Annotated in this window: 20 protein-coding genes and 1 pseudogene; 16 read left to right on the top strand and 5 right to left on the bottom strand. The window is 54.1% G+C overall.

The genetic code is table 11. The annotated features are described in order from the left end of the window. Positions 1 to 55 precede the first annotated feature (55 nt). A complete protein-coding gene (locus RYC17_RS15105) occupies positions 56 to 346 on the top strand; it encodes a hypothetical protein (protein WP_057404088.1) in 291 nt (96 codons plus the stop codon). 52 nt (positions 347 to 398) lie between these two features. On the opposite strand, the gene RYC17_RS15100 is transcribed toward RYC17_RS15105, so the two are convergent. Continuing rightward, the gene (locus RYC17_RS15100) at positions 399 to 974 is read right to left on the bottom strand and encodes a Bro-N domain-containing protein (RefSeq protein WP_316903635.1); all 576 of its coding nucleotides are present in this window, start codon (positions 972 to 974) and stop codon (positions 399 to 401) included. 430 nt (positions 975 to 1,404) lie between these two features. On the opposite strand from RYC17_RS15100, the pseudogene RYC17_RS15095 reads away from it, so the two are divergent. The 8 genes and pseudogenes from RYC17_RS15095 to RYC17_RS15060 all read left to right on the top strand — a co-directional run. Then, a pseudogene (locus RYC17_RS15095) lies at positions 1,405 to 1,596 on the top strand (ATPase); the annotation flags it as partial. Between the two features lie 143 nt (positions 1,597 to 1,739). Next, positions 1,740 to 1,922 carry a methylation-associated defense system helix-turn-helix domain-containing protein MAD1 gene (gene mads1, locus RYC17_RS15090; protein WP_316891722.1) on the top strand — a complete coding sequence of 61 codons (183 nt, stop codon included), beginning with the start codon at positions 1,740 to 1,742 and terminating at the stop codon, positions 1,920 to 1,922. 97 nt (positions 1,923 to 2,019) lie between these two features. Next, complete coding sequence (locus RYC17_RS15085) at positions 2,020 to 3,546, top strand: DNA cytosine methyltransferase (RefSeq protein ID WP_316903634.1); 1,527 nt, start codon at positions 2,020 to 2,022, stop codon at positions 3,544 to 3,546. Between the two features lie 2 nt (positions 3,547 to 3,548). Beyond that, a complete protein-coding gene (locus RYC17_RS15080; protein WP_316891726.1) occupies positions 3,549 to 3,980 on the top strand; it encodes a very short patch repair endonuclease in 432 nt (143 codons plus the stop codon). Beyond that, positions 3,958 to 5,472 (top strand): ATP-binding protein, encoded by a 1,515-nt coding sequence (locus RYC17_RS15075; RefSeq protein WP_316891727.1) that lies wholly within the window; start codon positions 3,958 to 3,960, stop codon positions 5,470 to 5,472. The genes RYC17_RS15080 and RYC17_RS15075 overlap by 23 nt, the downstream gene beginning before the upstream one ends. After that, entirely contained in the window at positions 5,473 to 8,235 is a 2,763-nt protein-coding gene (locus RYC17_RS15070; RefSeq protein ID WP_316903633.1) for a Z1 domain-containing protein, read from the top strand. After that, positions 8,225 to 9,241, top strand: a complete 1,017-nt coding sequence (locus RYC17_RS15065; protein ID WP_316903631.1) for a PD-(D/E)XK motif protein — start codon at positions 8,225 to 8,227, stop codon at positions 9,239 to 9,241. Before RYC17_RS15070 ends, RYC17_RS15065 begins: the two co-directional genes overlap by 11 nt. Further along, positions 9,241 to 11,301: an AIPR family protein gene (locus RYC17_RS15060; protein ID WP_316903630.1), complete on the top strand. Its 2,061-nt coding sequence runs from the start codon at positions 9,241 to 9,243 to the stop codon at positions 11,299 to 11,301. Before RYC17_RS15065 ends, RYC17_RS15060 begins: the two co-directional genes overlap by 1 nt. Before the next feature lie 1,141 nt (positions 11,302 to 12,442). Here the strand turns inward: RYC17_RS15060 and RYC17_RS15055 are convergent. Both RYC17_RS15055 and RYC17_RS15050 read right to left on the bottom strand, forming a co-directional pair. Then, the gene (locus tag RYC17_RS15055; RefSeq protein ID WP_002554639.1) at positions 12,443 to 13,690 is read right to left on the bottom strand and encodes a ribonucleotide-diphosphate reductase subunit beta; all 1,248 of its coding nucleotides are present in this window, start codon (positions 13,688 to 13,690) and stop codon (positions 12,443 to 12,445) included. 253 nt (positions 13,691 to 13,943) lie between these two features. Then, positions 13,944 to 16,856: a ribonucleoside-diphosphate reductase subunit alpha gene (locus RYC17_RS15050; RefSeq protein ID WP_122281885.1), complete on the bottom strand. Its 2,913-nt coding sequence runs from the start codon at positions 16,854 to 16,856 to the stop codon at positions 13,944 to 13,946. 685 nt (positions 16,857 to 17,541) lie between these two features. Between RYC17_RS15050 and RYC17_RS15045 the strand changes: the two genes are divergently transcribed. From RYC17_RS15045 to fhuF, 3 genes are read left to right on the top strand one after another with little or no spacing between them, the layout of a single operon-like run. Further along, positions 17,542 to 18,309 (top strand): response regulator transcription factor, encoded by a 768-nt coding sequence (locus tag RYC17_RS15045; protein WP_161796206.1) that lies wholly within the window; start codon positions 17,542 to 17,544, stop codon positions 18,307 to 18,309. A gap of 4 nt (positions 18,310 to 18,313) precedes the next feature. After that, positions 18,314 to 19,924 carry an ATP-binding protein gene (locus RYC17_RS15040; RefSeq protein WP_316903627.1) on the top strand — a complete coding sequence of 537 codons (1,611 nt, stop codon included), beginning with the start codon at positions 18,314 to 18,316 and terminating at the stop codon, positions 19,922 to 19,924. After that, positions 19,882 to 20,640, top strand: coding sequence for a siderophore-iron reductase FhuF (fhuF, locus tag RYC17_RS15035; RefSeq protein ID WP_316903625.1), 759 nt, complete (start codon positions 19,882 to 19,884; stop codon positions 20,638 to 20,640). The genes RYC17_RS15040 and fhuF overlap by 43 nt, the downstream gene beginning before the upstream one ends. Here the strand turns inward: fhuF and RYC17_RS15030 are convergent, their stop codons facing one another. Then, the gene (locus tag RYC17_RS15030; RefSeq protein ID WP_230016628.1) at positions 20,641 to 21,366 is read right to left on the bottom strand and encodes a 4'-phosphopantetheinyl transferase; all 726 of its coding nucleotides are present in this window, start codon (positions 21,364 to 21,366) and stop codon (positions 20,641 to 20,643) included. It lies immediately after the preceding gene. 388 nt (positions 21,367 to 21,754) lie between these two features. Between RYC17_RS15030 and RYC17_RS15025 the strand changes: the two genes are divergently transcribed. Next, complete coding sequence (locus RYC17_RS15025) at positions 21,755 to 22,288, top strand: REP-associated tyrosine transposase (RefSeq protein ID WP_057430614.1); 534 nt, start codon at positions 21,755 to 21,757, stop codon at positions 22,286 to 22,288. Between the two features lie 336 nt (positions 22,289 to 22,624). Here the strand turns inward: RYC17_RS15025 and RYC17_RS15020 are convergent, their stop codons facing one another. Then, positions 22,625 to 23,413, bottom strand: a complete 789-nt coding sequence (locus RYC17_RS15020) for a dienelactone hydrolase family protein (protein ID WP_058408796.1) — start codon at positions 23,411 to 23,413, stop codon at positions 22,625 to 22,627. A gap of 172 nt (positions 23,414 to 23,585) precedes the next feature. On the opposite strand from RYC17_RS15020, the gene RYC17_RS15015 reads away from it, so the two are divergent. From RYC17_RS15015 to RYC17_RS15005, 3 genes are read left to right on the top strand one after another with little or no spacing between them, the layout of a single operon-like run. Next, entirely contained in the window at positions 23,586 to 23,936 is a 351-nt protein-coding gene (locus tag RYC17_RS15015) for a hypothetical protein (RefSeq protein ID WP_002554630.1), read from the top strand. A 27-nt stretch (positions 23,937 to 23,963) separates the two neighbouring features. Next, positions 23,964 to 24,641: a response regulator gene (locus RYC17_RS15010; protein ID WP_002554629.1), complete on the top strand. Its 678-nt coding sequence runs from the start codon at positions 23,964 to 23,966 to the stop codon at positions 24,639 to 24,641. Then, the gene (locus RYC17_RS15005; RefSeq protein WP_004665996.1) at positions 24,638 to 25,984 is read left to right on the top strand and encodes an ATP-binding protein; all 1,347 of its coding nucleotides are present in this window, start codon (positions 24,638 to 24,640) and stop codon (positions 25,982 to 25,984) included. Before RYC17_RS15010 ends, RYC17_RS15005 begins: the two co-directional genes overlap by 4 nt. Positions 25,985 to 26,338 lie beyond the last annotated feature (354 nt).

The following is a 26,338-nucleotide window of genomic DNA, read 5'->3' as shown; positions in this document are numbered from 1 at the left end:
GCATCATGGTAAAACTTTGCAACAGACACTCGTCTGCACTCGCTAAGGAATAGCCATGAAAAAGACAGGGACAGGCTTCGTCGCCATACTCGCATTACTCTGTGCCTTCTCCGCAAACGCCAGAGAAGCCCAGGTAACAGACGCCTCAATCGTCAAAGCCATCATCCAGGAATCCATCGACAGCTACCCCGGCAATTGTCCGTGCCCCTACAACTCCGCTCGCAATGGCAGCCAATGCGGCAAACGCAGCGCGTACAGCCGCAAAGGCGGTTACGCACCGATCTGCTACAAGGAAGATGTCACCAAAGAAATGATCAGCGACTACCGCCGCCGCCTGAAAGACTGATCCCACGAGACACAATGGCCGTTACCCACACGGCACGGCCATCACCACGCATTCAACCCAGCCGAGAAGCAGGCAGCACCGCCCGCCACCAGGACCTGCCCAAACTATGTGGTCGCCCCTCAACCTGCATCTGCGGATGCGCCAACAGCATCGGCATATCCCGCAACCTTATCCACGGCTCGCTGTGCCAGTGCAACATACTCACCGACAACCCCGGCCACTGCAGCATGCTCAGGTGCGGCGTGCAGTCATCAAACGGCACCTGCCCATCCCGCAACGCAGGCACCACCTCGTTGGTAAGCCACTGCCGCAACCCACGATTCTCCGCGTGATAGTGATGTAGCATCATCGCGTACGCCCCTGACTCACTGACCATCAGCTCTGGCTGTGCTTCGCCGTGCAGGTCGAGCGTGATCATCCGGTGCTGGTCAGCATCCAGCTTGCGCAGCGTTCGCTCGTTCAACGGCCAACCGATCATACGACCGAGATCTCGGGCGCTGAACCAGGGCTGGTTTTCGAGGAGGAGGGCGAGGAGTTGACGGTTGTGGCGGTGGAAGGGGGTTGGGGTGAAACCGGCACACACCTCGCGCGGCTGACGAGCACTGGCCTGAAATAGATTGCTTAACATGCTGACCTCTACGTATGAACTGAAATGACGTTAAAGACCAACGTAGAGCGGGCGTAAGAAAACCCAACTGAGCGAATCAGCAAAGCCGAGATTCCCGTTTGATTAGAACGATTGGAATCTGAAGCTATGCGTGAACTCACTGCATCTACGTTGGGTGTTTCTTAGGCACCGGCGTACATGATGCTGGCGCTGGCAGCGTGTCGATATCGGACCAAGGAGGGAGAGGCTGTCAGGGGTTTCCGATCTTCAGGCGAGGTATCGGGCTCAGCAACCCATATCGTTCCAACGCTCCGCGTAGGAATCCAGTTCGCGACGCTCTGCGTCGCATTCTCAAGGCTGCCACATAAACACCACACCACCGAGGCTTCGCTTTACCCATGCTGGCAATCTAGATACTGTTGTCGGACTTTTCCTACAAGGACGTTCGGCAATGCCTTCGCTCAATCAGATTTTCTTCGGTCCGCCCGGTACGGGGAAAACCTACGCCACAGTCGAAGCGACGTTGCAGATCCTTGATCAGCCTTTTCTTGTTAAGAATGCTGGTAGCCGATCAGCGCTGAAAGCTCGATTTGACGAGCTGCTTGCAGCAGGTGACGTGCGCTTTGTGACCATTAACAGGGCTTCAGCTTGATCTGGCTAGCTCAAATGCTCCCTATCGTCATCACGTTAGAGAACCCAGCCAAGAGGCGCAGAGGTTCACGTTTATAATTGGTCATTTCCCGATTTTCCTCTATTCTCTCAATTATCAAAATAGAGGCGCATGGGATGCCTGAAGAGATAATGACCCTTAAAGAAGTCGCTGAGTACCTCAAACTCGCGGAGAAGACGGCCTACCGGCTTGCCGCTGAGGGAAAGATTCCCGGCTTCAAAGTGGGAGGTAGCTGGCGGTTCAGAAAAGAGGCGATAGAGAACTGGATTGATCAGCAAACCGAAAGCAGGCGGCCTTGATCAGAAGCTCGCTAGGTGACGTATCGGTGAGGAAGCCGATCAGGCCAGACTGCAGAGCCTATGGTCGGACAAAATTAAAGATTTATATGGAATGAGAGTGACTAACATTTCTTACCCAATAGTTGATCTCTTCGCCGGTCCTGGTGGGCTGGGGGAAGGCTTTTCCGCTCTGCACAATGGAAATGGGGTTTCGTCGTTTCACAGCATTGTGTCGATAGAGCATAACGAGGTTGCCCATAAAACCCTCACGCTCAGACATTTCTTCCGCTTGTTTGGAAAAGGTAAGGCTCCGAAAGAGTACTATGAATACATTAGCGGAAAATTAACTAAAGAAGAGCTGATTGCAGCATATCCAGAACAATGGAAAAAAGTTGAAGGTTCGGCACTTTGCATTTCCCTCGGGCCAGAAAACCATGATACCGTTCAAAAAATTATAAATACACGATTAGGAAATACAAAAAAATGGGTCCTGATTGGTGGTCCTCCCTGTCAGGCATACTCTCTCGTCGGGCGCTCCAGGATGAGTGGCTCTCCTGAGTTTGAAGACGATAAAAGACACTTTTTGTACCGTGAGTATTTGAAGATCATTGTTGATCACAATCCGCCAGTGTTTGTGATGGAAAATGTAAAAGGGCTGCTTTCTGCAAGCGTAAAAGGCGAGCCTGTAATCCAAAAGATTCTGCGCGATCTGACGCATCCAAAATCCGCCATTGGGAAAAGTGATAACGGGCTTACATATCGCCTCTACTCTCTCAGCGAAAAAGGTGAGTTCAGTATAGGAGCTGACCCCGCTTCATTTCTCGTCAAAGCTGAAGAGTATGGAATTCCGCAGGCAAGACACCGAATCTTCATCATTGGGATTCGTGACGATATAAAGGTAGTGCCAGAGATCCTGACAAAACGAGAATCTCCAAGTGTTCAAGCCACTATCGGAGGTTTGCCGCGCCTTCGAAGCGGTGTGACAAAGGATGAGGACAGCGCAGAGCGGTGGCAGCAGATAGTTCGGTCGGCAAGCACGACACTTTGGTACAAAATGTCTACCGGCTCAGATTATGCTGTTTCAGAAATAATGAAAAATTACGTTTCTCCGACATCGCGCCTCCCATCGCAAAAATGCTCGAATCGATACGTAATGCCAGAGACAATGACCAGCTGGTATGGGGATGACCGGCTTATGACGCTGACCCATCATGATGCGCGCTCTCATATGAGAGATGATCTTTACCGATACCTGTTCGCAGCCTCCTATGCGAAAACATTCGGAACCTCTCCTGTGCTTGCGGATTTTCCGACGCTTCTATTGCCCAATCATAAAAACGTAAAAGTTGGCGTTAGCGGGAAAATGTTTAATGACCGCTTCAGGGTTCAGCTTGCGCATAAGCCATCAACAACCGTGACTTCTCATATATCAAAAGATGGACATTATTTCATACACTATGATCCATCTCAGTGCCGAAGCCTTACGGTCAGAGAGGCAGCCAGACTACAGACTTTTCCGGATAACTACTTTTTCGAAGGTCCGAGAACCGAGCAGTATCATCAGGTTGGGAATGCAGTCCCGGCATATCTAGCCTTAAAGATTGCAATTATAGTTAGAGATGTTCTAGAAAGAATTAAGGACTAACAATGGTAGACAGGCTGACCAGCCAAAAGCGCAGTTGGAATATGTCCCGTATCAGGTCACGGGACACCGCTCCGGAACTGGCAGTGCGAAAAGTACTTTTTCGAATGGGGTATCGATACAGACTGCATAGCGCAATCGTGCCGGGAAAGCCAGATATTGTATTAGCCAAGTTCAAGTCCGTTATTTTTGTTCATGGCTGTTTTTGGCACAGGCATCCTGGATGCAAATTTGCGTATACGCCAAAATCCAGAGAAGAGTTCTGGACAAAAAAATTTGAAGCAAATGTTCGTCGTGACGAAGTAGTAAAAAAACAACTTTCAGAATTAGGTTGGAGACACCTCATAATCTGGGAGTGCGAAACAAAAAGCAGCGATATAATTGAAAACCTGCTGAGAGGGTTCTTGGGTGAAAATGGAAAGAGCTCCCGACATTGAGCTGTCACCGGATGATTATGATGTGGCACAGCCAGAGCCCTCTGCTCTCGTCGAGTCACTGAGGGCCTTCGGATACAGTCTGCGTACTGCTGTTGCTGACCTTGTAGATAACAGCATTTCTGCCATAGCAAAAAACGTTTGTATCAGGTTTGAGTGGGATGGTGCTCAATCCTTTATATCCATTAGAGATGATGGCAGAGGAATGACCGAAAATGAGTTGGTGGCGGCGATGAGGCCTGGCTCAAAAAGCCCGCTAGAGGACCGAGAGCCGCGAGACCTTGGCAGGTTTGGACTGGGGCTCAAGACTGCTTCATTCTCTCAATGCAGGCGAATGTCTGTTATATCCAAGACAGAAACCGGCACCTCTGCTGCTCGCTGCTGGGATCTTGATTACATCAATTCTGCAGGGGAATGGCGTCTCCTGAAAAAAGTTAACCGAGACCGGCTCATGGAGGTGGGAGAGCAGATAGCTCAGCAGGGCACGATAGTTTTATGGGAAGAGATGGATCGCGTTACCGGCTCTACGGGAGCTGATGACAATAAGGCCTACAAGCGTTTTCTTGAAGCCATTGAAGAAGTCAAAGAGCATCTTGCAATGGTATTTCATCGTTACTTGGAAAAGCGGGGCGGCATTAACATCTTCATTAATGGCCGCAGGATTGAAGGATGGAACCCATTCCTGAAGGGAGAAAAGGCAACTCAGGAGCTCCCCTCGGAAAAGCTCTTCTGCAATGGCGCACAGCTCTCCGTCACTCCTTACGTGCTTCCGCACCTATCTAAGCTGACTCAGGATACGCACCGCGCGGCTTCGGGCCCCCAAGGTTGGAATGCTCAGCAGGGCTTCTATATTTATAGAAATGAACGTCTCCTCGTTTCTGGTGACTGGTTGGGGCTCGGTTTTCAGAAGGAAGAGCACCATAAGCTTGCAAGAATCCAGATCGACCTGCCCAACAGCATGGATGATGAGTGGCAGATAGACGTTAAGAAATCTCGGGCCAGACCTCCTGGCTATCTCCGAGCAGATCTGAAGAGAATTGCCAAACTGACGCGAGAGCAGGCTGTTCAGGTATATCGCCATCGAGGAAAGGTCATTGCCAGAAGGTCATCTCAGGGCCATGTCTTTCTTTGGCAGCAGAAGACAAGGCACGGAAAATATTTCTACGAGATAAACCGTGAGCACCCTCTTATTAAGTCTTCTCTCCGCGAAATCGGGGCCGACAAAATTGAGCCCATTCTGCGCCTGCTGGAGGAGACCATTCCTGCGTCCCATATTATAATCACCAGTTCTGAAGAGCCAGACAGGATGGGCGGCCCGCTGGAGGGCGCAAAATACTCAGAGGTAAGGCCTCTCCTGCAGAAGATTTACAGCTCATTCCAGAAAAACGGCTTCAGCCGGGAAGAAATATTTGATCGTCTCGTAACGATGGAGCCATTCAGCCAGACACCTGAGTTTGTAGAAGCCTTTAGAGAAGAGCCCGAAGGAGGTATTTAGATGGATAAGTACGGATACGATGAAGTCAAGGCAACGGTTATGAAAAGGCTTCGAAAAGAAGAGACCGTCACTTCTGAACAAATCTCAAAAGAAATTAATGCTCTACTCGACGCTTTTGAAGCGGCAGGACTGGTTGAGGAAATTGACCGCAATCTGCTGTTTCGGGAAATTTCCAGTCAGGTCAGCGTATGGCAGCCTGATCCATCTGTATTGCGTGATAAAAAACATAAAAACTGGCTTCCAGAACGTAAAACCGAGATCAGCTGGGGGTTCTGGAAGCGTTATCGCCAGTATCTGGAAGAAGAGAAGAGCTGGTCTTCTGTTGTCACCGGAAAACTGGATCAAGTCACAGATGCTACCTTGGGTGACATCGGAAACCCTGCGCAGTCAGGTGCATGGGACCGGCGCGGAATGGTTGTCGGTGATGTACAGTCAGGAAAAACAGCAAACTACACTGGGCTCATCTGCAAGGCCGTAGATGCCGGGTACAAGCTCGTCATTGTGATGGCTGGTATGACGAATGACCTCCGCAGCCAGACGCAATCCCGACTCGATGCTGAATTTCTTGGTTTTGAAAGTGAAATCGGAAAGTTTCATGAGAACGGAAGCCGCATTGGAGTAGGAAAGATTGAAGACCATGGACAACTGATTGTTCAACCCCTTACTTATAGTGCTCACGGTGGTGATTTCAGGGCTAGGAAGGGCACAAACTCCCAGTTGGGAGGGAATCCTCTTCTTCTTGTCGTCAAAAAAAACACATCCGTTCTCAACCGAATACTGACTTGGGTCGAAGGGCAGGGGCAAACCAATCCCGAAACAGGGGGTAAAATTGTTAATGGTATTCCTCTGCTGTTACTTGATGACGAAGCTGATAACGCATCCGTAAACACCAAAGATCCTGAAGAAGACCCTACTGCAATCAACCAAGCTATTAGGAAAATACTCAAGACGTTTTCCCAGAGTTCATACATTGGGTATACAGCCACACCTTTCGCTAATATTTTTATTTTGCCACCTGATGATGGGAGTGAGAAATCGAAATATGGCGAGGATCTGTTCCCACGAAATTTTATTTACTATATCAATCCGCCGGATAATTATATCGGGGCGACCAAAGTTTTTGGGCTTTCAGAAAGCATCGACGGCCTGGCTTCCGTAGATAAGAGCCTTCCACTGATCAAACACGCCGAAGATGCCGAGCAGTTTTTCCCTGCCAAACACAAAAAGAATCTTCCGGTAGATTGCCTTCCTTACACGATGATCGAGGCGATCCGGATGTTCATTCTGTCCTGCGCTGCCCGCCGAGTCAGGGGACAGAAGAATGTTCACAACACAATGCTTATTCATGTCACCAGATTCAATGACGTCCAAGAACAGGTCATTGGCCTAGTTGGAGATGAGCTTGTCAGTATTCAAAGAACCTTGGAGTTTAATACGGGGCCGCAATGTAAGGATCTTCTCGCAGAATTGAAGAGGCTCTGGGAAGATGATTTTGTTAAAAAAACCTCTTCTATTATTGAGCTGACGGGTGATTCTCTTATAACTCCGATCCAGTGGAGCGAGGTGTTTAGAGAGCTTACAGAGGCTGCACTGAAAGTCCAGGTCAGAGGTATTAATGGCTTGGCTGAAGGTGTACTTGACTATGCGGAGCATCCCAAAGGACTGAATGTTATCGCAGTTGGAGGTGACAAACTCTCACGAGGTCTTACTCTTGATGGGCTGAGTGTTAGTTATTATAGTCGTCCGGCCAAAAACTATGACACCCTACTTCAGATGGGGCGCTGGTTCGGATATAGACCAGGGTATCTCGATTTGTGCCGTCTTTATACTACTAAAGAAATTGAAGGCTGGTATCAGCATATCGCAGTAGCAACCGAAGAGTTGAAGCGCGAATTTAAACTTATGGAGCTTAGTAATCTTGATCCTGAGGCTTACGGTCTAAAAGTCAGAACGCATGCCAATGGGCTGAGTATTACAGCCGCTAACAAGATCAGAAGCGGCAAAAAAATGCAGGTCACATTTTCCGACAGCTTGGCTCAGACGATAGTTTTTGATAAAAATAAAAACACACAGGCAAATAACTTCAGACAAGTCGATGAATGGATTAGCGGTCTTGGCCTATTCAGTGCTCAGAAGAAGAATAATTACCTGTGGAACGACGTCAAACCAGATCTAATTCACAAACTACTGGCTGGATTTAAAATACATCCCTTTTCGCGCGGTGCTGACCCCGAACTCATCAGCAAATACATCGAGAAGGTCAATGACTTTGGAGAGCTTAAGGGCTGGACAGTTGTTCTGATATCGAGTGGCACGGCCAAGACCAGTCTACCAATCGGCGGGCATCAGACCGGACTGATCGAGCGTAATGAGGTTCAGTCAGATAAAGATCTTTACTGGCTGCGTAATGCCAACCTCATTAGTCCTGAGGACCAGCATATAGATCTCACCGATCTCCAATTCGATGCAGCTCTGAATGCCACGATTGGCTCATGGGCAAAAGGTGAAACACGACATAAGGTACAGCCCACTTCGCCAAGTGGGCCCTTCATCCGTCGAGCAAGAAGTCCTGAGCGAGGGCTCCTTCTGATTTATCCGCTGGACTCCAGTAATGTGCTTTTGGATGGGAAGCGGTTCACAGACATGCCCATCATCGGCATGGCCATGAGCTTCCCTGCCAGCAGCAGCAAAACTACCGTCGAATATCAGGTCAACACTAAGTACTGGCTTGATCGTTATGGGGACGACGAAGATGATGTTTAAGGATCTATGGATCGACCTTCATGCATCCGCGCTCAACAAGATCGGGCCAGGTACTGCCAAGCGCCTAATCGGCCTGAATGCCATATGCCCCATGTTCATTGGCGTTAGAGCTCCAGGAATGCTGCGCACTTTCATTCTTGAGGTGCCAAGGGACAGCGCTCCGTTACCAGAAATCATCCCTGCGTCTCGTGGACTGTATTTCACTGTTCAGATTACGGGGGATGAAATACTTTCAAACCACGCGAGCCTGATACTTTTCTCTTCAGCTGTGGGGTACAACGATATATTCGCCTCTATAGCGGACGACATCTACAGCAAGCTTCATGCACTCACCAAACAAAGAGAAGTTATTGCTGGCTTTCTCAGTCGTGTACGCTTGTGGCAGGCATTTTTTGAAAAGCAGGGAGATGATGGCCTGTCTGAGGAGGCACAGAGAGGGCTGTACGGCGAACTCCGATTCCTTAAAAATCACGCTTTTGGCTCAGCCCATAATTTAGAGAAAGCAGTAATTTCATGGACTGGTCCCAGAAGCAGACAGCACGATTTTCAATTTGGACACGCAGCTGTAGAGATAAAAACCAGCGCATCGAAACAGCACCAGAAGCTCCAGATTACAAGCGAGCAGCAGCTTGACGAAACAACCGTGGGGAAGCTCTATCTTTATTATATTTCAGTCGCACTCATTGAAAGAGGGTCTGATACCTTGCCTTCCTTGGTAGATGACATACGCGCCCGCCTTTCTCTTCATACTGGAGCGTTGTCTGAGTTTAATAATCTGCTGATTGCAGCTGGGTATATAGACTCGCAGAGAAGCAAGTATGACTCTACTGGATACGCCACTAGGGAGTCTGCAGTATTTCTTGTGGAGAAAGATTTTCCGAGAATTCGCGAAAATGAGATTCGAGCAGGTGTTGGCGATGTCAAGTATTCAATTTCAGTCGCGCAGTGTAAGAACTATGAGATTCCCTTATCTGAGCTTGCTTTGTTGATTAAGGAGGCCTGCTGATGAGTGAAAAGGAGGGACTTAATTCATTCTGTGAGGATCTCATACAGGATATCCTAGCAGGTACAAGTGATTCTGAATACGGCGGCTTCAAGATAGATAAGTTCACGCGAACGGTTGCTGACTACCTAATTGAAGCAGGTGAAGTCGAAGACGTAAATATATGCTTCTATAAATCTCGGGGCATGCAGCTGAATGGTTACAACGTAAACCAGGATGAGGATGGTCTAGATATTTTTGTAGCTTTATTCAATCAGCAGACTCCCCCCGTTACTGTAACAAAAGCGCAGTGCGAAGCTGCTTTCAGGCAGGCCGAAACCTGTCTGCGCAAGGGCTTGACTGGTTTTCACAGCACCCTTGAAGAGTCGTCGGAAAGCTACGACGCCTTTCAGCGAATACATGAGCTAAGGGATAGCCTCGCCAGCTGTAGAATCTTTCTCTTGACGGATGGAGTCGTGAATCAGGATATCTTTCACCCGGAAGAAGGTGGAGACATCTCAGTTACACTGCATGTATGGGATGCTGCACGGCTATATCGCCTTGCCACCTCCGGAAAGAAGTTTGAACCCATCGAGATTGATTTTACGGAAGAGTTCGGAGAGAATATTTCCTGTCTTTCTCTGGTCGATCCAAATTCGGACTATAAAGGCTATCTCGCAGTAATTCCCGGGGACGTTCTAGCTGGTATCTATGAAAAGTACGGTCCACGTCTTCTTGAACGTAATGTCAGGTCTTTTTTACAGGCCCGTGGTAATGTCAATAAAGGGATTAGAAAAACTATTCTGGAAGAGCCTCATCGCTTTTTTGCTTACAACAATGGAGTGTCGGCCACTGCAGATAATATTGAGTTCGGCAAGGATGGCTTGTCAATTACAAAGATTCGTAACCTGCAAATTGTGAATGGAGGCCAGACTACTGCCTCCCTTTACTACACGGCAAAGAAAGACAAAGCTGACCTCCAAGGGATTTTTGTTCAAGCAAAAATATCTGTCATTCCTGAAGACCAGCTTGAGCATATTGTTCCGCTGATCTCCCGGTTTGCCAACAGCCAGAATAAAGTCAACGACGCCGATTTTTATGCTAATGATCCATTCCATGTAGAAATTGAAGGGCTCTCCAGAACTGTCTGGGCACCAGCAGTAGACGGTTCCAGCAAGCAATCCAAATGGTTTTACGAGCGGGCAAGAGGGCAGTATCTCGACGCCAAAGCGAGAGAAGGAACGCATGCCAGAAAACGACAGTTTGACGCGACGTTCCCCACACGTCAAAAATTTACAAAAACTGACTTGGCGAAATACGAAAATACTTGGATGCAGCTTCCACACGTTGTCAGCTTAGGGGCTCAGAAAAACTTTAATGATTTTGCCATCAGGCTTAAGGAGCGTGGGCGGGTTGACGTTGACGTACGATATTTTGAGCATCTGATAGCCAAGGCTATTATCTTTAATAAAGCTGACCGCATTGTGCGTGAAAAAAGTTTTGGTGGGTATAAGGCTAACATTGTTACATATACAATAGCTTGGATATCCAATCGTACATCTCAATGCATAGATCTCGACGGTATCTGGAAAAACCAAGATATTTCACCAGTGCTTCATGATGTTATTCAAGAAGTCTCAATGGCCGTGCACCGTATCATCGTAAGTCCGCCCAATGGAAAGAATGTTACTGAGTGGTGTAAGCGCAAAGAATGCTGGGAAAAGATCAGGGGTTCAAATTTTAATATTGGCTCCGCATTAGGGAAAGAACTTATCGATTTTTCAAGAAAAACGGGTTCGTTGAAAGGAAATCAAGGCGTAAGTGCTCCTAATGAAAATGAGCAGCAATTAATCACATCCGTTACAGACGTTCGCGCTGACATGTGGTATCAAATTGCCAAGTGGTCAAAGGAAACAAATAATCTCCAGCCTTGGCAGAGAAGTCTTGCTTTTTCGATAGGTAGGCTGGTGGGTACATCGGGTAATGTAAGTATTAAGCAGGCAAAACACGGTGCAGCCATCCTTGAGGAAGTAAAGCGCCTAGGTTTTAAAGAGCAAAAAGATGCAGAGATCGATGATGCATAAAATAACATCGAGGGCACGATTGTAGTGTTTAACTTATCCTAGATACGAAGTTATGTCTTTTCGTATTGAGCGGTGTAGGGCCATCATGAACTGGTGTGGCCGAAATTGCGCCCCTGCTGGAGCTGGCTCATCCTCAACGTAGCGTAGACTCGATTATCTCAAGCGAGCGCGAGGCTTCGACACGGCTATAGCACTGATCGAGCAATAGGTCCGCGGCCTCATGTTTGAACTTAGTGGCGAAGGTGCAGCGTTATTGGGGCATCAGACATCTCTATGTGGCGATGTTCTCGCCTAAATGAGTGTCCGGAATTATTAGGTCATTACAATGGCGTTGTTGAGGTTCTGTAGGATTAAAGCTCTAAGTGGCGGAAGTTGTGGGGGTATTTGAATTTAAGATGCGTGATATTTCATGGTTCTTAATTTTTTAATAATTTATTGGTTTTTATAAAGGTTATGATTTTTTTGAGAATTGATATTTTTGGTGGTGTTAAAGTTTAGGCTCTCTAAGCTTGTATGGCTTTAGTTGTAGAGTTCTTTGTATTTGTAAGTTCTTCAGTTGATTGTCTGGAGAGGTATTTGGCTAGCTATATTATTGATATGTAGGCAGTGGTTATAAGCTGTATCTCTGTGAGCGAGCGACCCCCAAAGTTTTTTACGCCGATACTAGTTTCTCCGGAAGTAGTCATTGTGAATATGCATCAAATAGATGCAGTCTAAAAAAGCCATTGCTATATAAAGGCTTTGTTCTATAAGGCTTTTATAGCACTTTTGGTTCATGTATATTGTTTCGACTCCATAAATTATTTTCTCTTTAGAGTCCTTTGTAGAGTCAAAAAATATGCTTAAGCAAAAAATAATATTGCATCAATGTATAAAGCTAGGAAGCCTTCAAGCGATTTTGAGCTTTCGGCATAAGCTTTAGTGAGACTAATTGTGGATAAAAAGAAATTCTGTACAGTACAATTGCGGCTATGAATAAAACATCTTTAAAACAGGGGCTGCGTTTGGGCTGAGAATCGCATTTTTTTGTTGAGAGTGTCACAATGACTGTCGATTGTGCAGGTGTGATATTTTTCAATTTTTCTACTAAAAAAAGACCACATAAGTGGTCTTTTTTCTTTTCATATTATAATTATGAAGCTCAATCCCAGCTCAACGCCCCACCAGTCTGATACTCAATAACACGAGTTTCAAAGAAGTTCTTCTCTTTCTTCAGGTCCATGATCTCGCTCATCCAAGGGAACGGGTTGGTCGTCCCTGGATACTCTTCCTTCAAGCCAATCTGGCTCAAACGACGGTTAGCGATAAACTTCAGGTAATCCTCCATCATCGCCGCGTTCATGCCCAGCACGCCGCGGGGCATGGTGTCGCGGGCGTATTCGATTTCCAGCTGGGTGCCTTGCAGGATCATCTGCGTGGCTTCTTCTTTCATCTCGGCATCCCACAGGTGCGGGTTTTCGATTTTGATCTGGTTGATCACGTCGATGCCGAAGTTCAGGTGCATGGACTCGTCGCGCAGGATGTACTGGAACTGCTCGGCGACGCCGGTCATCTTGTTGCGGCGGCCCATGGAGAGGATCTGGGTGAAGCCGCAATAGAAGAATATGCCTTCCAGTACGCAGTAGTAGGCGATCAGGTTGCGCAGCAGCTCTTTGTCGGTTTCTACGGTGCCGGTTTCGAACTTCGGATCGGAGATCGAACGGGTGTACTTCAGGCCCCAGGCTGCTTTTTTAGCGACCGATGGGATCTCGTGGTACATGTTGAAGATCTCGCCTTCATCCATGGCCAGCGATTCGATGCAGTACTGGTAGGCGTGGGTGTGGATCGCCTCTTCGAAGGCCTGGCGCAGGATGTACTGGCGGCACTCCGGGTTGGTGATCAGGCGGTACACGGCCAGCACCAGGTTGTTGGCAACCAGCGAGTCGGCAGTGGAGAAGAAGCCCAGGTTGCGCATGACGATACGGCGCTCGTCGTCTGTCAGGCCTTCCGGGTTTTTCCAGAGGGCGATGTCGGCGGTCATGTTGACTTCTTGCGGCATCCAGTGGTTTGCGCAACCGTCCAGGTACTTCTGCCAGGCCCAGTCGTACTTGAAAGGTACGAGCTGGTTGAGGTCGGCGCGGCAGTTGATCATCATTTTTTCGTCAACGGCGACGCGGGCGCTGGCGCCTTCGAGTTCGGCCAGGCCTTCAGCGACGTCCAGTGCGTCCAGCGCTTTCTTGGCGCGGATCAGGGCAGCGGAGTCAGCGGCGGTAACGGCGCGGGCTTCTTGTGCAGCCAGGCCACCGGCGCTGTCGAGGCGGTCCATGTTGGCTTCGTTGGCGTGACCGGCGTTGGTCGCTTTGGCGACTACTTCGCCGTCTTCCTTATCGAATTCGTCCCAGCTCAGCATGGTGTAATTCTCCTGCTTGAGGGTCAGTCGGGTGGACTGGCCTGTTGGATCCAGAGGGGGTGTTGCTTGCTTTTAAGGTGTTGCGCGCAAGGAACATGAATTTTTGGCTTTTGAGGCCTTTGGGTGAGGAGGCGGGCGGTAAGGGTAGATTTCCCTTACCGGCCTCTTCGCGAGCAAGCTCGCTCCCACAGGTCTATCTCTCACAGGTATATCTCCAGATATACCTGTGCTGTGGGGGCGAGGTGCGGTTGCCTTACTGGCAAGCCTCACAATCCGGCTCGTCGATTGCGCAAGCCTTTGGCACTGGGGCCGGGCCGGCAGGTGCTGCTTCGGTTGGACGTGGGGCGGTGATCGCCGAGTCGTCCGGGCCGTGGCCGCCGCTCGATACTGCGTTGAGCTTGCCAGTGTTGACGGTGGACTTCTCGGTGCTGGTCGCGGCCAGGGCACGGAGGTAGTAGGTGGTTTTCAGACCACGGTACCAGGCCATGCGGTAGGTCACGTCCAGCTTCTTGCCCGAAGCGCCAGCGATGTACAGGTTCAGCGACTGAGCCTGGTCGATCCACTTCTGCCGACGGCTTGCCGCGTCGACGATCCACTTGGTGTCCACTTCGAAGGCAGTCGCGTAAAGCTCCTTGAGCTCCTGCGGGATGCGCTCGATCTGTTGTACCGAACCGTCGTAGTACTTCAGGTCGTTGATCATGACCGAGTCCCACAGGTCGCGAGCCTTGAGGTCGCGAACCAGGTACGGGTTGATCACGGTGAATTCGCCGGACAGGTTCGATTTCACATACAGGTTCTGATAGGTCGGTTCGATCGACTGCGACACGCCAGTGATGTTGGCGATGGTGGCGGTCGGTGCGATGGCCATGATGTTCGAGTTACGGATACCTTTCTGCACACGGGCACGAACCGGCGCCCAGTCCAGGGTTTCCTTCAGGTCGACATCGATGTACTTCTCGCCACGCTGCTCGATCAGGATCTGTTGCGAATCCAGCGGCAGGATGCCTTTGGACCACAGCGAACCCTGGAACGTCTCGTAGGCACCGCGCTCGTCGGCCAGGTCACAGGACGCCTGGATGGCGTAGTAGCTGACCGCTTCCATGGAGGTGTCGGCGAACTGCACGGCAGCATCGGAACCGTACGGGATGTGTTGCAGGTACAGCGCGTCCTGGAAGCCCATGATGCCCAGGCCGACCGGACGGTGGCGCAGGTTGGAGTTCTTGGCCTGCGGTACCGAGTAGTAGTTGATGTCGATCACGTTATCGAGCATGCGTACCGCTACATCGACGGTGCGCTTGAGCTTGTCGGTGTCCAGCTTGCCGTTGACGATGTGGTTCGGCAGGTTGATCGAGCCCAGGTTGCAGACCGCGATCTCGTCCTTGTTGGTGTTCAGGGTGATCTCGGTGCACAGGTTCGAGCTGTGAACCACGCCCACGTGCTGCTGCGGGCTGCGCAGGTTGCACGGGTCCTTGAAGGTCAGCCAAGGGTGGCCGGTTTCGAACAGCATCGAGAGCATCTTGCGCCACAGATCCTTGGCCTGGATGGTCTTGAACAGTTTGATCTTGCCTGGGTATTCGGTCAGCGCTTCGTAGTACTCGTAACGCTCCTGGAAGGCCTTGCCGGTCAGGTCGTGCAGGTCCGGTACTTCGGATGGCGAGAACAGGGTCCACGGGCCGTCGTCGAAGACGCGCTTCATGAACAGGTCAGGGATCCAGTTGGCGGTGTTCATGTCGTGGGTACGACGACGGTCATCACCGGTGTTCTTGCGCAGCTCGATGAACTCTTCGATGTCCATGTGCCAGGTTTCCAGGTAGGCACAGACAGCGCCCTTGCGCTTGCCGCCCTGGTTGACCGCAACGGCGGTGTCGTTGACCACTTTCAGGAACGGCACGACGCCTTGCGATTTGCCGTTGGTGCCCTTGATGTACGAGCCCAGCGCACGAACCGGCGTCCAGTCGTTGCCCAGGCCGCCTGCGAATTTGGACAGCATGGCGTTGTCGTGGATCGCGTGGTAGATGCCCGACAGGTCATCCGGCACGGTGGTCAGGTAGCAGCTGGACAGCTGTGGACGCAGGGTACCGGCGTTGAACAGCGTCGGGGTCGAGGACATGTAGTCGAACGACGACAGCAGGTTGTAGAACTCGATGGCGCGGTCTTCACGGGCTTTCTCTTCGATCGCCAGGCCCATGGCCACACGCATGAAGAAGATCTGTGGCAGTTCGAAACGCACGCCATCCTTGTGGATGAAGTAACGGTCGTACAGGGTTTGCAGGCCCAGGTAGGTGAACTGCTGATCGCGCTCGTGGTTGATAGCCTTGCCGAGTTTTTCGAGGTCGAATTCGGCCAGCACAGGGTTGAGCAGTTCGAACTTGATACCGGCGGCGACGTAGGCAGGCAGCGCCTTGGCGTACAGGTCGGCCATTTCGTGGTGGGTGGCGCTGTCGGCGACACCGAGGAAACCCAGGCCTTCGGCGCGCAGGGTGTCCATCAGCAGGCGGGCGGTGACGAACGAGTAGTTCGGCTCGCGCTCGACCAGGGTACGCGCGGTCATGACCAGTGCGGTGTTGACGTCTTTCAGCGCCACGCCGTCGTACAGGTTTTTCAGGGTTTCGGTCTGGATCAGGTTGGCGTCGACTTCAGCCAGGCCTTCACACGCTTCGGTAACGATGGTGTTCAGGCGACCCATGTCCAGCGGCGCAAAGCTGCCGTCGGCGAGGGTGATGCGGATCGACGGGTGAGCCTGGACCTGATCTTCAGGGGCGCGAACGGCACGCTCCTTGGCGCGCGAATCACGGTAGATGACGTAGTCGCGAGCCACTTTCTGCTCGCCGGCACGCATCAGCGCCAGTTCGACCTGATCCTGGATTTCTTCGATGTGGATGGTGCCGCCCGAAGGCATGCGCCGTTTGAACGTGGCGCTGACCTGTTCGGTCAGGCGTGCAACGGTGTCGTGGATGCGCGACGAGGCGGCAGCATTGCCGCCCTCAACTGCAAGAAACGCCTTGGTGATGGCAACGGTGATCTTGTCATCCGTGTAAGGAACGACAGTGCCGTTACGCTTGATCACGCGCAGTTGACCGGGAGCAGTGGCAGACAGGTCCTGTGGGGTCTGGCTGGCCTGCGGCGCGCCGGTCGGCGAGTTCTCGCGAGTTGTGTCTGTTTGCATGTGTGACTCCACGTTCCTTTAAGTTTGTTCGGGCATTGCTGCCCACCGTTTCGTTTCGAGCAGTAAGTCGCAAAAGGCGACTCAAGGGCTCCAAAACGAAGGTGGAAGCGGGAGGTGCAGCCGCTTCCAGGTTTTGAAGCCAAAAAGGACCGGGCTATGCCCGATCCTTTGAAAATCTGATGAAGAATGCGTGTTCGATGTTGCAAAACGTGTACGGGATGGCTCTGGCTCAAGCGCGAGCGGTTTGGGTACCTAAACCGGCTTGAAGTTCAACCCCTCAGACGCAACAAAAATGCTTGAATTTCCCATTTGAGTTGTGCTGGTGTTTTTGCGCAAAACCCCACATGTAGGGTGTGTCTCGTCGCCGGGCTACAAGATAATGCGTTTTGGACATGAATTGCAACGCACCGCCTGTGGATAAAGTGTGTGTAGTTTGTGTATGAATCGCACACCATGCGTGTAGGCCGCATAACTACTGGATCGTGACCGTTTGTCACCGATTTCTGTAGGTGCTGGCGACAGGTTGCTGATTTTTGAGGGCGCGAACCCTATCACAAAAAAACGCTGCTGCAAGACCTGTCTGGCATGTGATGTGCTAAGCCGCGTCGGGTGTCGTGCGAGGTGGGCGGCGGTTGCTACACTCGCCTGCGACGCGGTGCCGCAACCCTTGTTTTGAATAACAACAATGGGTCAACCACAACAAGGGGAGATTGCTTTGGAGCCACACACCTGGCATGTACTGATTGTCGAAGATGACCAGCGACTGGCCGAGCTGACCAGCGATTACCTGCACAACAACGGCCTGCGCGTGAGCATTGAGGGCAATGGCGCGCTGGCGGCGGCGCGAATCATCGCCGAACAGCCGGATCTGGTGATTCTCGACCTGATGCTGCCCGGCGAGGACGGTTTCAGTATCTGCCGCTCGGTACGTGACCGTTACGACGGGCCGATTCTGATGCTCACCGCGCGTACCGATGACACCGATCATATTCAGGGGCTGGATACCGGGGCTGACGATTTCGTCTGTAAACCGGTGCATCCGCGCGTGCTGCTGGCGCGTATTCATGCCTTGCTGCGCCGCAGTGAAGCGCCGCAGGTGCCTGCAGCAGAGCTGCGGCGGCTGGTGTTCGGCCCGTTGGTGGTGGACAACGCCCTGCGCGAGGCCTGGCTGCGCGAGCAGAGCATCGAGCTGACCGGCGCCGAGTTCGACCTGCTGTGGCTGCTGGTGGCCAATGCCGGGCGCACGCTGTCCCGCGAGGAAATCTTCACTGCGCTGCGCGGTGTGGGTTATGACGGGCAGGATCGCTCTATCGATGTGCGTATCTCGCGTATCCGCCCGAAAATCGGCGACGACCCCATCCACCCGCGTCTGATCAAGACCGTGCGCAGCAAGGGCTATCTGTTTGTGCCCGAAGCGGCGCAGGACATGAGCGGCCACGTGTTCAGCGGCTGACCTTATGAACTCGATCTTTCTGCGGATCTACGGCGGCATGCTCGGCGTACTGGTGCTGGTCGCGCTACTTGGCGTGTTCGCCCTGCATGTGCTCAATCAGTCGCGCGGCGAGCAATACCGCGAACGTCTGGCCCACGGCACCTTTACGGTGATGGCCGATAACCTTGTGCCGCTCAACGACATCGAGCGCCGCCGCGCTCTGGCGATCTGGGAGCGCTTGCTGGGCATTCCCCTCAGCCTGCAAAGCATCGAGCAGGCTGGACTGGACAGCGGCGCGCGCGGTCGTCTGGCGCGTGGGCAGGTGGTGGTCGAGCAGATCGGCCCGCACGCCGCCAGGGTCTATCGTCAGTTGAGTGACAAGGAACCGCTGCTGCTGAGTGGCGAGGTGCAGCAGATCACCGAGCAACTGGCGCGAGCCACTATTTACCTGCTGATCGACGAGCTGGTGCGTTTTCCGGTCGATGAGCAACCGGCGCGCCTGCAAGCTCTGCGCATCGACAAGGGCTTTGGTTTCGACTTGCATCTGTTGGCGCTGGACCAGGCTGACCTGGACGATGACCAGCGCCGCCGCATCTATGAAGGCGACACGGTGATGGCGCTGGGCAAGGGCGGTGACTCGATCCGCGTGCTGGCCGGAATCGTCGACACCAACTGGGTGCTGGAAATCGGCCCGCTGTATCAGATGAACCCTTATCCGCTGCACTGGCTACTGGTGATCGCCTTGATGGGCCTGTGTTTCATCGGTCTGGTGGTGTACTTGCTGGTGCGGCGTCTGGAGCGGCGCGTGCTGGAACTGGAAGCTGCGGCGACGCAGATTGCTCAAGGCAGCCTGCAAACCCGCGTGCCGACCGAGGGCTCCGACTCGGTGGGGCGTGTGGCGGCGGCGTTCAACAGCATGGCCGAGCATCTGCAGCGCTCGCTGATGATCCAGCGCGAGCTGGTGCGCGCGGTGTCTCACGAACTACGCACGCCGGTTGCACGCTTGCGTTTCGGCCTGGAGATGGTCAGCGACGCCACCACTCCCGAGGCGCGGCGCAAATACATGCGCGGCATGGACAGCGATATTCAGGACCTCGACAAGCTGGTCGATGAAATGCTCACTTACGCGCGCCTTGAGCAGGGCGCGCCGACCCTGAATTTCCAGCGTGTCGATCTGGATGCGCTGATCGATCAGGTGATCGCCGAACTGGCACCCTTGCGCGCCGATGTGCGGGTGTCCCGAGGCGAATGTTTGATCTTTGAAAAGAGCGAGGTCGCCTGGGTCGAGGCAGAGCCGCGTTATCTGCATCGTGCGGTACAGAATCTGGTGAGCAATGCGATGCGCCATGCAGAAAACGAGGTGCGCATCAGTTACCGACTGGAGGCGCAGCAGTGCCGTATCGATGTGGACGATGACGGTCCCGGCGTTCCGGAAGAAGCCTGGGAGCAGATTTTCACGCCGTTCATGCGCATCGATGACAGCCGCACCCGAGCGTCAGGCGGGCATGGGCTGGGCCTGTCTATTGTGCGGCGGATCATCCATTGGCACGAAGGTCGCGCGCTGATTGGCCGTAGTGCGAGCCTGAGTGGCGCGTGTTTCAGCCTGTCCTGGCCACGTACTCAGGTGCCGCGTTGAGTGCTCAGCTGTTCAGTGGTCCGCTTGAGCGCTTCGGGCAGACGTTGCTGGCGGCAGATGATTCGCGCCCTGATTCGCGCCCTGTTGTGGCGTTGCCTGATCTGCTGCGCCCCGAACGGCTTGATCAGTTACTGCTGACTATCTACGGGCCGCAGTTGATGCCCAGCCAATTGCCGGTGCTGGTGTCGCAGTGGGCCAAGTTTTACTTCATGCAGCTTGTTCCGCCGGTGCTGGTTGCCAGTCTGGTGCATGGCTGGCATTGGCCGTTGGCGCTTGAGCAGGTCGCACTGGCACTGGATGAACGTGGCCTGCCGAATGGTGTTCGGTTGGCGGGGGAGGGAGAAGCCTGGCGGGGCATTCCGGCTGATCCGTTTCAACGGTTTGCCGGGTTGCTGGATGACAATCTGCAACCCTTTATTGCCGCATTGAGCGCCTATGGCGGGCTACCCTGCGCGGTGTTGTGGAGCAGCGCCGGGGATTATCTGGAAGGCTGTCTTGTGCAACTGGCCACGTGCAGCAGTGTGTCATTGGCGCCAGGGCTGGCGCTGTTGAGCGAGAGGGAAAGGCCGGATGGGCGGGCCAATCCGCTGTTTCAGGCGGTGCGTTACGTTCCGCAGGCGCAGGGTGGTGAACCGCGCAGGCAACGGCGTGTGTGCTGCCTGAGTCATCGTGTGGAGTGGGTCGGGCGTTGCGAACATTGTCCGCTGCCCGGCTGATCAGCCTTCGACTGCGACCAGACTCAACAGATGATCACCCAGCACACTGAACTGGCCGTCGAGTTCCTTGCCTGCGTGCCACTCGCTGGACAGATCGATGAGCAGGCGCAAGCGGGCGCTGCCGTCGGCGGACCATTCAAGCAGTTGCGCGTCTTCAAAATAGAAGCGCTTTTGCACGATGGGATAGAGCGCCTTGAACAGCGCTTCCTTGATCGAAAAGGTCAGGGTCACGCGCAACGCGATCTGATCCTGCGGGCCTGCTGCCATGTCGGCCAACTCGGCAGCCGTCAGAATTTCCCCGGCCAGTCGCGAGGCACGGTCATGGCTCAGCAGGTTTTCCGTGTCCAGCCCCAGCCCGCGCCATTGCCGCTTGTTCGCCACCACCGCGGCGGCCCAGCCGGTGCTGTGGGTGATCGAGCCACAGACATCAGCGGGCCAGACCGGCGCGCGGTCTTCACCCACAGCAGGAACATGCAGGCGGCCATCCAGTTGGCGCATGGCTTCGCGGGCACAGAGCCGGCCAGCGAGAAATTCGGCCTGACGCTTGGCGACCGAGCGCTGAATGCTCGCAGGCATCTGCACCGCACCGCGCTGAAAGTCGCCGTCGACCAGCTTGAGCGGATCGAACCGCCCACTGACCAGCACCGCGCCCGGCAGCGCATGCGGCAACGGCCAGTGCTGAACGAGTTCGGGACAGCAGACGGGAAGGTCGGGTAATTGAGTCATGGGCGGCATTTTGCCGGGGGAACGGGTTTGAGGGAAGGGCACTGGTAACATCTGCGTCCTTCTTGGCGACGCAGAGCGTCGAGAACTGCATTCCCACGCTGGAGCGTGCGGAACGATAATCTCAACTATCGTGCGTCGCTCTGCGTCGCATGCCTTTCTGGACGCTCCGCGTCCTCTTGACGACGCAGAGCGTCGAGAACTGCATTCCCACGCTGGAGCGTGCGGAACGATAATCTCAACTATCGTGCGACGCTCCGCGTCGCATGCCTTTCCGGACGCTCCGCGTCCTCTTTGTCAGGTAGAGCAAAAAACTGGTCACACTTTCATCATTCCCACCCACTCAGTCGGGATGTACCGTTCGGGCCTCTGATGATTCAAGGATGAACTCATGGGCCGAAGCCGGTACACCATCACCGAACCTGAAAAGCCTCACTTCCTGACCTGCACAGTGGTGGAGTGGTTGCCGCTTTTTACCCGGCCTGTTCTGGTGGACATTCTGTTGAATGCCTGGCGCTATCAACAGGCTCATCAGGGACTGCAGCTCTTCGGGTATGTCGTCCTGGAAAACCATTTGCACTTCGTGGCCCAAGCGCCCGCTCTGGACAAATGTGTGAGTAGTTTCAAGTCGTTTACGGCTCGACAGATAATCGAAGCACTTGAGAACGCCAACGCCGAGAGCACGCTGGAGCGTCTGCGGTTCGTCAAGCGTCTGCACAAGAGTGACAGGGTTTATCAGGTCTGGCAGGAAGGGGCTCATGCGGAGCTGGTGTGGAATGAAGCGGTGATGCGTCAGAAGCTCGATTACATTCACCATAACCCGGTAAAGAGGGGTTATGTGGATGTCGGTGAGCACTGGAGATACTCCAGCGCTCGCGATTATGAGGGGCAGCGCGGTTTGATCGATATTCAGCGCTGGTATTGACGCATAACGTGCGGAACGAGATCTCAACTATCGTGCGCCGCTCCGCGTCGCATGCCTTTCCGGACGCTCCGCGTCCTCTTGACGACGCAGAGCGTCGAGACCTGCATTCCCACGCTGGAGCGTGCGGAACGAGAATCCAACTATCGTGCGACGCTCCGCGTCGCATGCCTTTCTGGACGCTCCGCGTCCTCTTGACGACGCAGAGCGTCGAGACCTGCATTCCCACGCTGGAGCGTGCGGAACGATAATCTCAACTATCGTGCGACGCTCCGCGTCGCATGCCTTTCCGGACGCTCTGCGTCCTCTTACAACCCAGGACGCGATTATCTCTGCTACTCAACCAAATATCTTCTTGAAGAACACCTGCATGTCTGACCAAGAGCGCTCATCGGCAGCCTTGTCGTAGCCGATGTCCGGGCCGCCGTGTTCGCCGTGGCTCAGGCGGTCGGCGTCGGGGTTGGTGAAGCCGTGCTTGGCGCCGTCGATGCTGACGAATTTGTAGTCGGCCTTGGCGTCGTCCATTTCTTTTTTGAACGCAGCAACGTTTTCAGGGGTGACCATGCTGTCCTTGGCACCGTGCTCGACCAGCATCGGCACTTTGATGCCCGGTTTGGCCGGGGTATTGGTGACCAGTGCGCCGTGGAAGCTCACTACGCCCAGCAACGGTTCGCCGCGCCGCGCCGCATCCAGCACGATCTTGCCGCCGAAGCAGTAACCGATTGCCGCAATCTTTTTCGGGTCGGTCTGAGGTTGCTTCTTCAATTGCTCCAGCCCGGCATCAAAGCGCTTGTCGGCCGCATCACTGTCCTTGAGCGCAGCCTGCATGAACGCCATCGCGTCCTTAGGGTGCTCGGTATTCTTGCCTTCGCCGTACATGTCGATAGCCATGGCGCTGTAGCCCAGTGCAGCCAGGTCGCGGGCGCGGCGCTTTGCGTAGTCGTTCAGGCCCCACCACTCGTGAACCACCAGAACACCGGGGCGCGGACCTTTTACCGCGTCGTCGTAAGCGTAGTAACCCACCAGCTTTGTTCCGTCGGCACTCTTGTAATCGATCTGCTCGGTCTTGATAGCTGCCTGAGCGAGTCCGGTCAGGCCCATCATGATCATTGCAATCCACACACGCATGGTCAGCTCCTTTTGATAGTTTGAGGTCGCAAACAACCATAGCCGATTCCGCAGCATCCGGTGTAGATGACTGTTCAGCGCCGGTTCATGGCGTGTTCAGTCGGGGTTCAGCCCGGCGCGATTACTGTTGGGCCGTACCTTGACAGCGTCCCCGAGCGCAAAAGGAGTCGATATGTTGAATCTCAACAAGTTTTTCCTGGCCTTGGCTTTTCTGGGTGGCAGCGCTGCGGCACAGGCGGGCGATGGTCGGCTTGACGTGGCTCGTATCGAGTTCGGCAAGACCAGCGAAAGGCTTGATGACGCCAACAGCTGGGGGCATGCGCTCGGGGAACAGGCACATACCAATGTTTCTGTGGGCACACTTTATTCACCGCCGGTTTACGGCACCCTGACAGGGACTCACAATGGTGTGCCTGTCAGCCGCGAAATCCTGCTGGGCAGCTATGATGTGACACAACACGTGCCCGTCAGCGCCCGCCTGTTGAGTACTGATGCGACGATGTCGTTTCATTCTTTGTCTTGAGGCTGCGATTGTGCCTGGGAGAGCTGCATGAAGTTGTTGGTAGTTGAGGATGAAGCGCTGCTGCGCCACCACCTGCGAACCCGTCTGACCGAAGCGGGACATGTGGTGGAAGCGGTGGCCAACGCTGAGGAAGCGTTGTATCAGGTCACGCAATTCAATCACGACCTGGCCGTGATCGATCTGGGCTTGCCGGGCATCGGTGGGCTGGACCTGATTCGGCAGTTGCGCACGGTGGGCAAGGCGTTTCCGATTCTGATCCTGACCGCGCGCGGCAATTGGCAGGACAAGGTCGAAGGGCTGGCGGCCGGCGCTGACGACTACGTGGTCAAACCCTTCCAGTTCGAAGAACTGGAAGCGCGGCTCAACGCCCTGTTGCGGCGTTCCAGCGGCTTCATTCAGTCCACCATCACGGCTGGCCCGCTGCTGCTGGACCTCAATCGCAAGCACGCCGCGCTGGCTGAACAACCGCTGGCGCTGACCGCCTACGAATACCGCATCCTCGAATACCTGATGCTCCATCACCAGCAAGTAGTGCCCAAAGAGCGCCTGATGGAGCAGCTGTACCCTGATGACGACGAGCGCGACCCAAACGTGATCGAAGTGCTGGTCGGCCGCCTTCGTCGCAAGCTGGACAGCAACGTGGCGTTCAAACCTATCGAAACCGTGCGCGGCATGGGCTATCTGTTCAATGAGCGCTGTACGTGATTCGTTCGCTTCGCCTGCGCCTGATGCTGGGTGCCGCCACTCTGGCGGTGATCTTCATGCTGCTGATGCTGCCTGCTTTGCAGGGGGCGTTCAGCCTGGCGCTGCGCGGGGCGATAGAGCAACGCCTGGCTTCCGACGTGACCACCATGATTTCGGCGGCGCGCGTCGAAGACGGTCATCTATTGATGCCGTCCGTGCTGCCGGGCGAACAGTTCAACCTGCCGGGCAGCCGTCTGCTGGGCTACATCTATAACCGCCAGGGGCAGATGGTCTGGCGCTCACTGTCAACCGAAGGCGAGAACATCGACTACCGCCCGCAATATGACGGGCAGGGCAGCGAGTTCACCAAGATCAAGGAAATCAATGGCGATGAGTATTTCGTCTATGACGTCGAGATCCGGTTACTCGGCGGGCGCAATGCCGCGTTCAGTATCGTTGCCGTGCAGCCCTTGCGCGGCTATCAGGAAACCATCGACGGTTTGCGCCGCAAGCTCTATCTGGGCTTTGGCGCAGCACTCGCGGTGCTGCTCGGGTTGCTGTGGATGGGCCTGACCTGGGGGCTGCGTGCCTTGCGCGGCTTGAGCCAGGAACTGGATCAGGTGGAAGCCGGTGTGCGCGACAGCCTCAGCGAAGAACACCCCAGCGAACTGCTGCGCCTGACCGACTCGCTCAACCGCCTGCTGCGCAGCGAACGTGAGCAGCGGATTCGTTACCGCGATTCGCTGGATGACCTGGCCCACAGCCTGAAAACACCGCTAGCGGTCTTGCAAGGGGTGAGCGAAAACATCGCCAAGCGCCCCGAAGATGTCGAGCAGGCGTGGGTGCTGCAATCGCAGATCGAGCGCATGAGCCAACAGATCGGCTATCAACTGCAACGGGCCAGCCTGCGCAAGAGCGGTCTGGTGCGCCACCACGTAATGCTGCGGCCCGTGGTCGAAAGCCTGTGCAACACGCTCGACAAGGTGTATCGCGACAAACAGGTCAAGGCCACGCTGGACCTGCCGGAGCATTGTCAGGTGCACATGGAAGAGGGCGCGTTGCTGGAAATGCTCGGCAACCTGCTGGAAAACGCCTATCGGCTATGCCTGAGCGAAGTACGCGTGAGCTTTACCCGCTCAGCGGACGGCGATGAACTGTGCGTCGAAGACGACGGCCCCGGCGTTCCGCAGAGCCAGCGCGCGCGCATTCTCGAGCGTGGCGAACGCCTGGACCGCCAGAACCCCGGCCAGGGCATTGGTCTGGCGGTGGTCAAGGACATCATCGAAAGCTACGGCGCACAACTGACGCTGGGCGATTCTCCGCTGGGTGGCGCGGCGTTCAGGATTCATTTTCTGGCGCAGTGAGGGTGTGTTCGTCCAGTTTCAAGAGCGGACGCAGAGCGTCCAGAACGGCATGCCGACGCGGAGCATTGGCACGATAGTGTTATCACACCTGTCGTTCCTCACGCTCCAGCGTGGCAATGCCGTGCGTGACGCTCTGCGTCACACCTCTGCGCGTCACCGAGCACTCCTGTCACCACATAAAGACGGCGGATACCCGCCACTGTGTGCCCATTTTTCCCACCATACGGCGGAAAACCGCCACGTCTTTTTCGGTTTGCGTCTACCGTTACCCGTCTGCGCCTTGTAATGCGGGGTTTTGATGGCTATTTGATTCTATGGCACGTCTATTGCTATCTACATGGCAGAGGCCTGCCT

Origin of the sequence: Pseudomonas syringae group sp. J248-6, from assembly GCF_032586995.1 — a bacterium.
In the GTDB taxonomy this organism is placed as follows: domain Bacteria; phylum Pseudomonadota; class Gammaproteobacteria; order Pseudomonadales; family Pseudomonadaceae; genus Aquipseudomonas; species Aquipseudomonas amygdali.
Note: the sequence above shows the minus strand (reverse complement) of the source record. Positions and strands in the feature narration are given on the sequence as shown.

Excerpts from the sequence above, each read along its gene's own strand:
- RYC17_RS15050 (WP_122281885.1), bottom strand. The coding sequence starts at position 16,856 with ATGCAAACAGACACAACTCGCGAGAACTCGCCGACCGGCGCGCCGCAG.
- RYC17_RS15045 (WP_161796206.1), top strand. The coding sequence starts at position 17,542 with ATGGGTCAACCACAACAAGGGGAGATTGCTTTGGAGCCACACACCTGG.
- RYC17_RS15105 (WP_057404088.1), top strand. The coding sequence starts at position 56 with ATGAAAAAGACAGGGACAGGCTTCGTCGCCATACTCGCATTACTCTGT.
- RYC17_RS15010 (WP_002554629.1), top strand. The coding sequence starts at position 23,964 with ATGAAGTTGTTGGTAGTTGAGGATGAAGCGCTGCTGCGCCACCACCTG.
- RYC17_RS15040 (WP_316903627.1), top strand. The coding sequence starts at position 18,314 with ATGAACTCGATCTTTCTGCGGATCTACGGCGGCATGCTCGGCGTACTG.
- RYC17_RS15055 (WP_002554639.1), bottom strand. The coding sequence starts at position 13,690 with ATGCTGAGCTGGGACGAATTCGATAAGGAAGACGGCGAAGTAGTCGCC.
- RYC17_RS15015 (WP_002554630.1), top strand. The coding sequence starts at position 23,586 with ATGTTGAATCTCAACAAGTTTTTCCTGGCCTTGGCTTTTCTGGGTGGC.
- RYC17_RS15100 (WP_316903635.1), bottom strand. The coding sequence starts at position 974 with ATGTTAAGCAATCTATTTCAGGCCAGTGCTCGTCAGCCGCGCGAGGTG.
- RYC17_RS15070 (WP_316903633.1), top strand. The coding sequence starts at position 5,473 with ATGGATAAGTACGGATACGATGAAGTCAAGGCAACGGTTATGAAAAGG.
- RYC17_RS15020 (WP_058408796.1), bottom strand. The coding sequence starts at position 23,413 with ATGCGTGTGTGGATTGCAATGATCATGATGGGCCTGACCGGACTCGCT.
- mads1 (WP_316891722.1), top strand. The coding sequence starts at position 1,740 with ATGCCTGAAGAGATAATGACCCTTAAAGAAGTCGCTGAGTACCTCAAA.
- RYC17_RS15025 (WP_057430614.1), top strand. The coding sequence starts at position 21,755 with ATGGGCCGAAGCCGGTACACCATCACCGAACCTGAAAAGCCTCACTTC.
- RYC17_RS15075 (WP_316891727.1), top strand. The coding sequence starts at position 3,958 with ATGGAAAGAGCTCCCGACATTGAGCTGTCACCGGATGATTATGATGTG.
- RYC17_RS15060 (WP_316903630.1), top strand. The coding sequence starts at position 9,241 with ATGAGTGAAAAGGAGGGACTTAATTCATTCTGTGAGGATCTCATACAG.
- RYC17_RS15065 (WP_316903631.1), top strand. The coding sequence starts at position 8,225 with ATGATGTTTAAGGATCTATGGATCGACCTTCATGCATCCGCGCTCAAC.
- RYC17_RS15080 (WP_316891726.1), top strand. The coding sequence starts at position 3,549 with ATGGTAGACAGGCTGACCAGCCAAAAGCGCAGTTGGAATATGTCCCGT.
- RYC17_RS15030 (WP_230016628.1), bottom strand. The coding sequence starts at position 21,366 with ATGACTCAATTACCCGACCTTCCCGTCTGCTGTCCCGAACTCGTTCAG.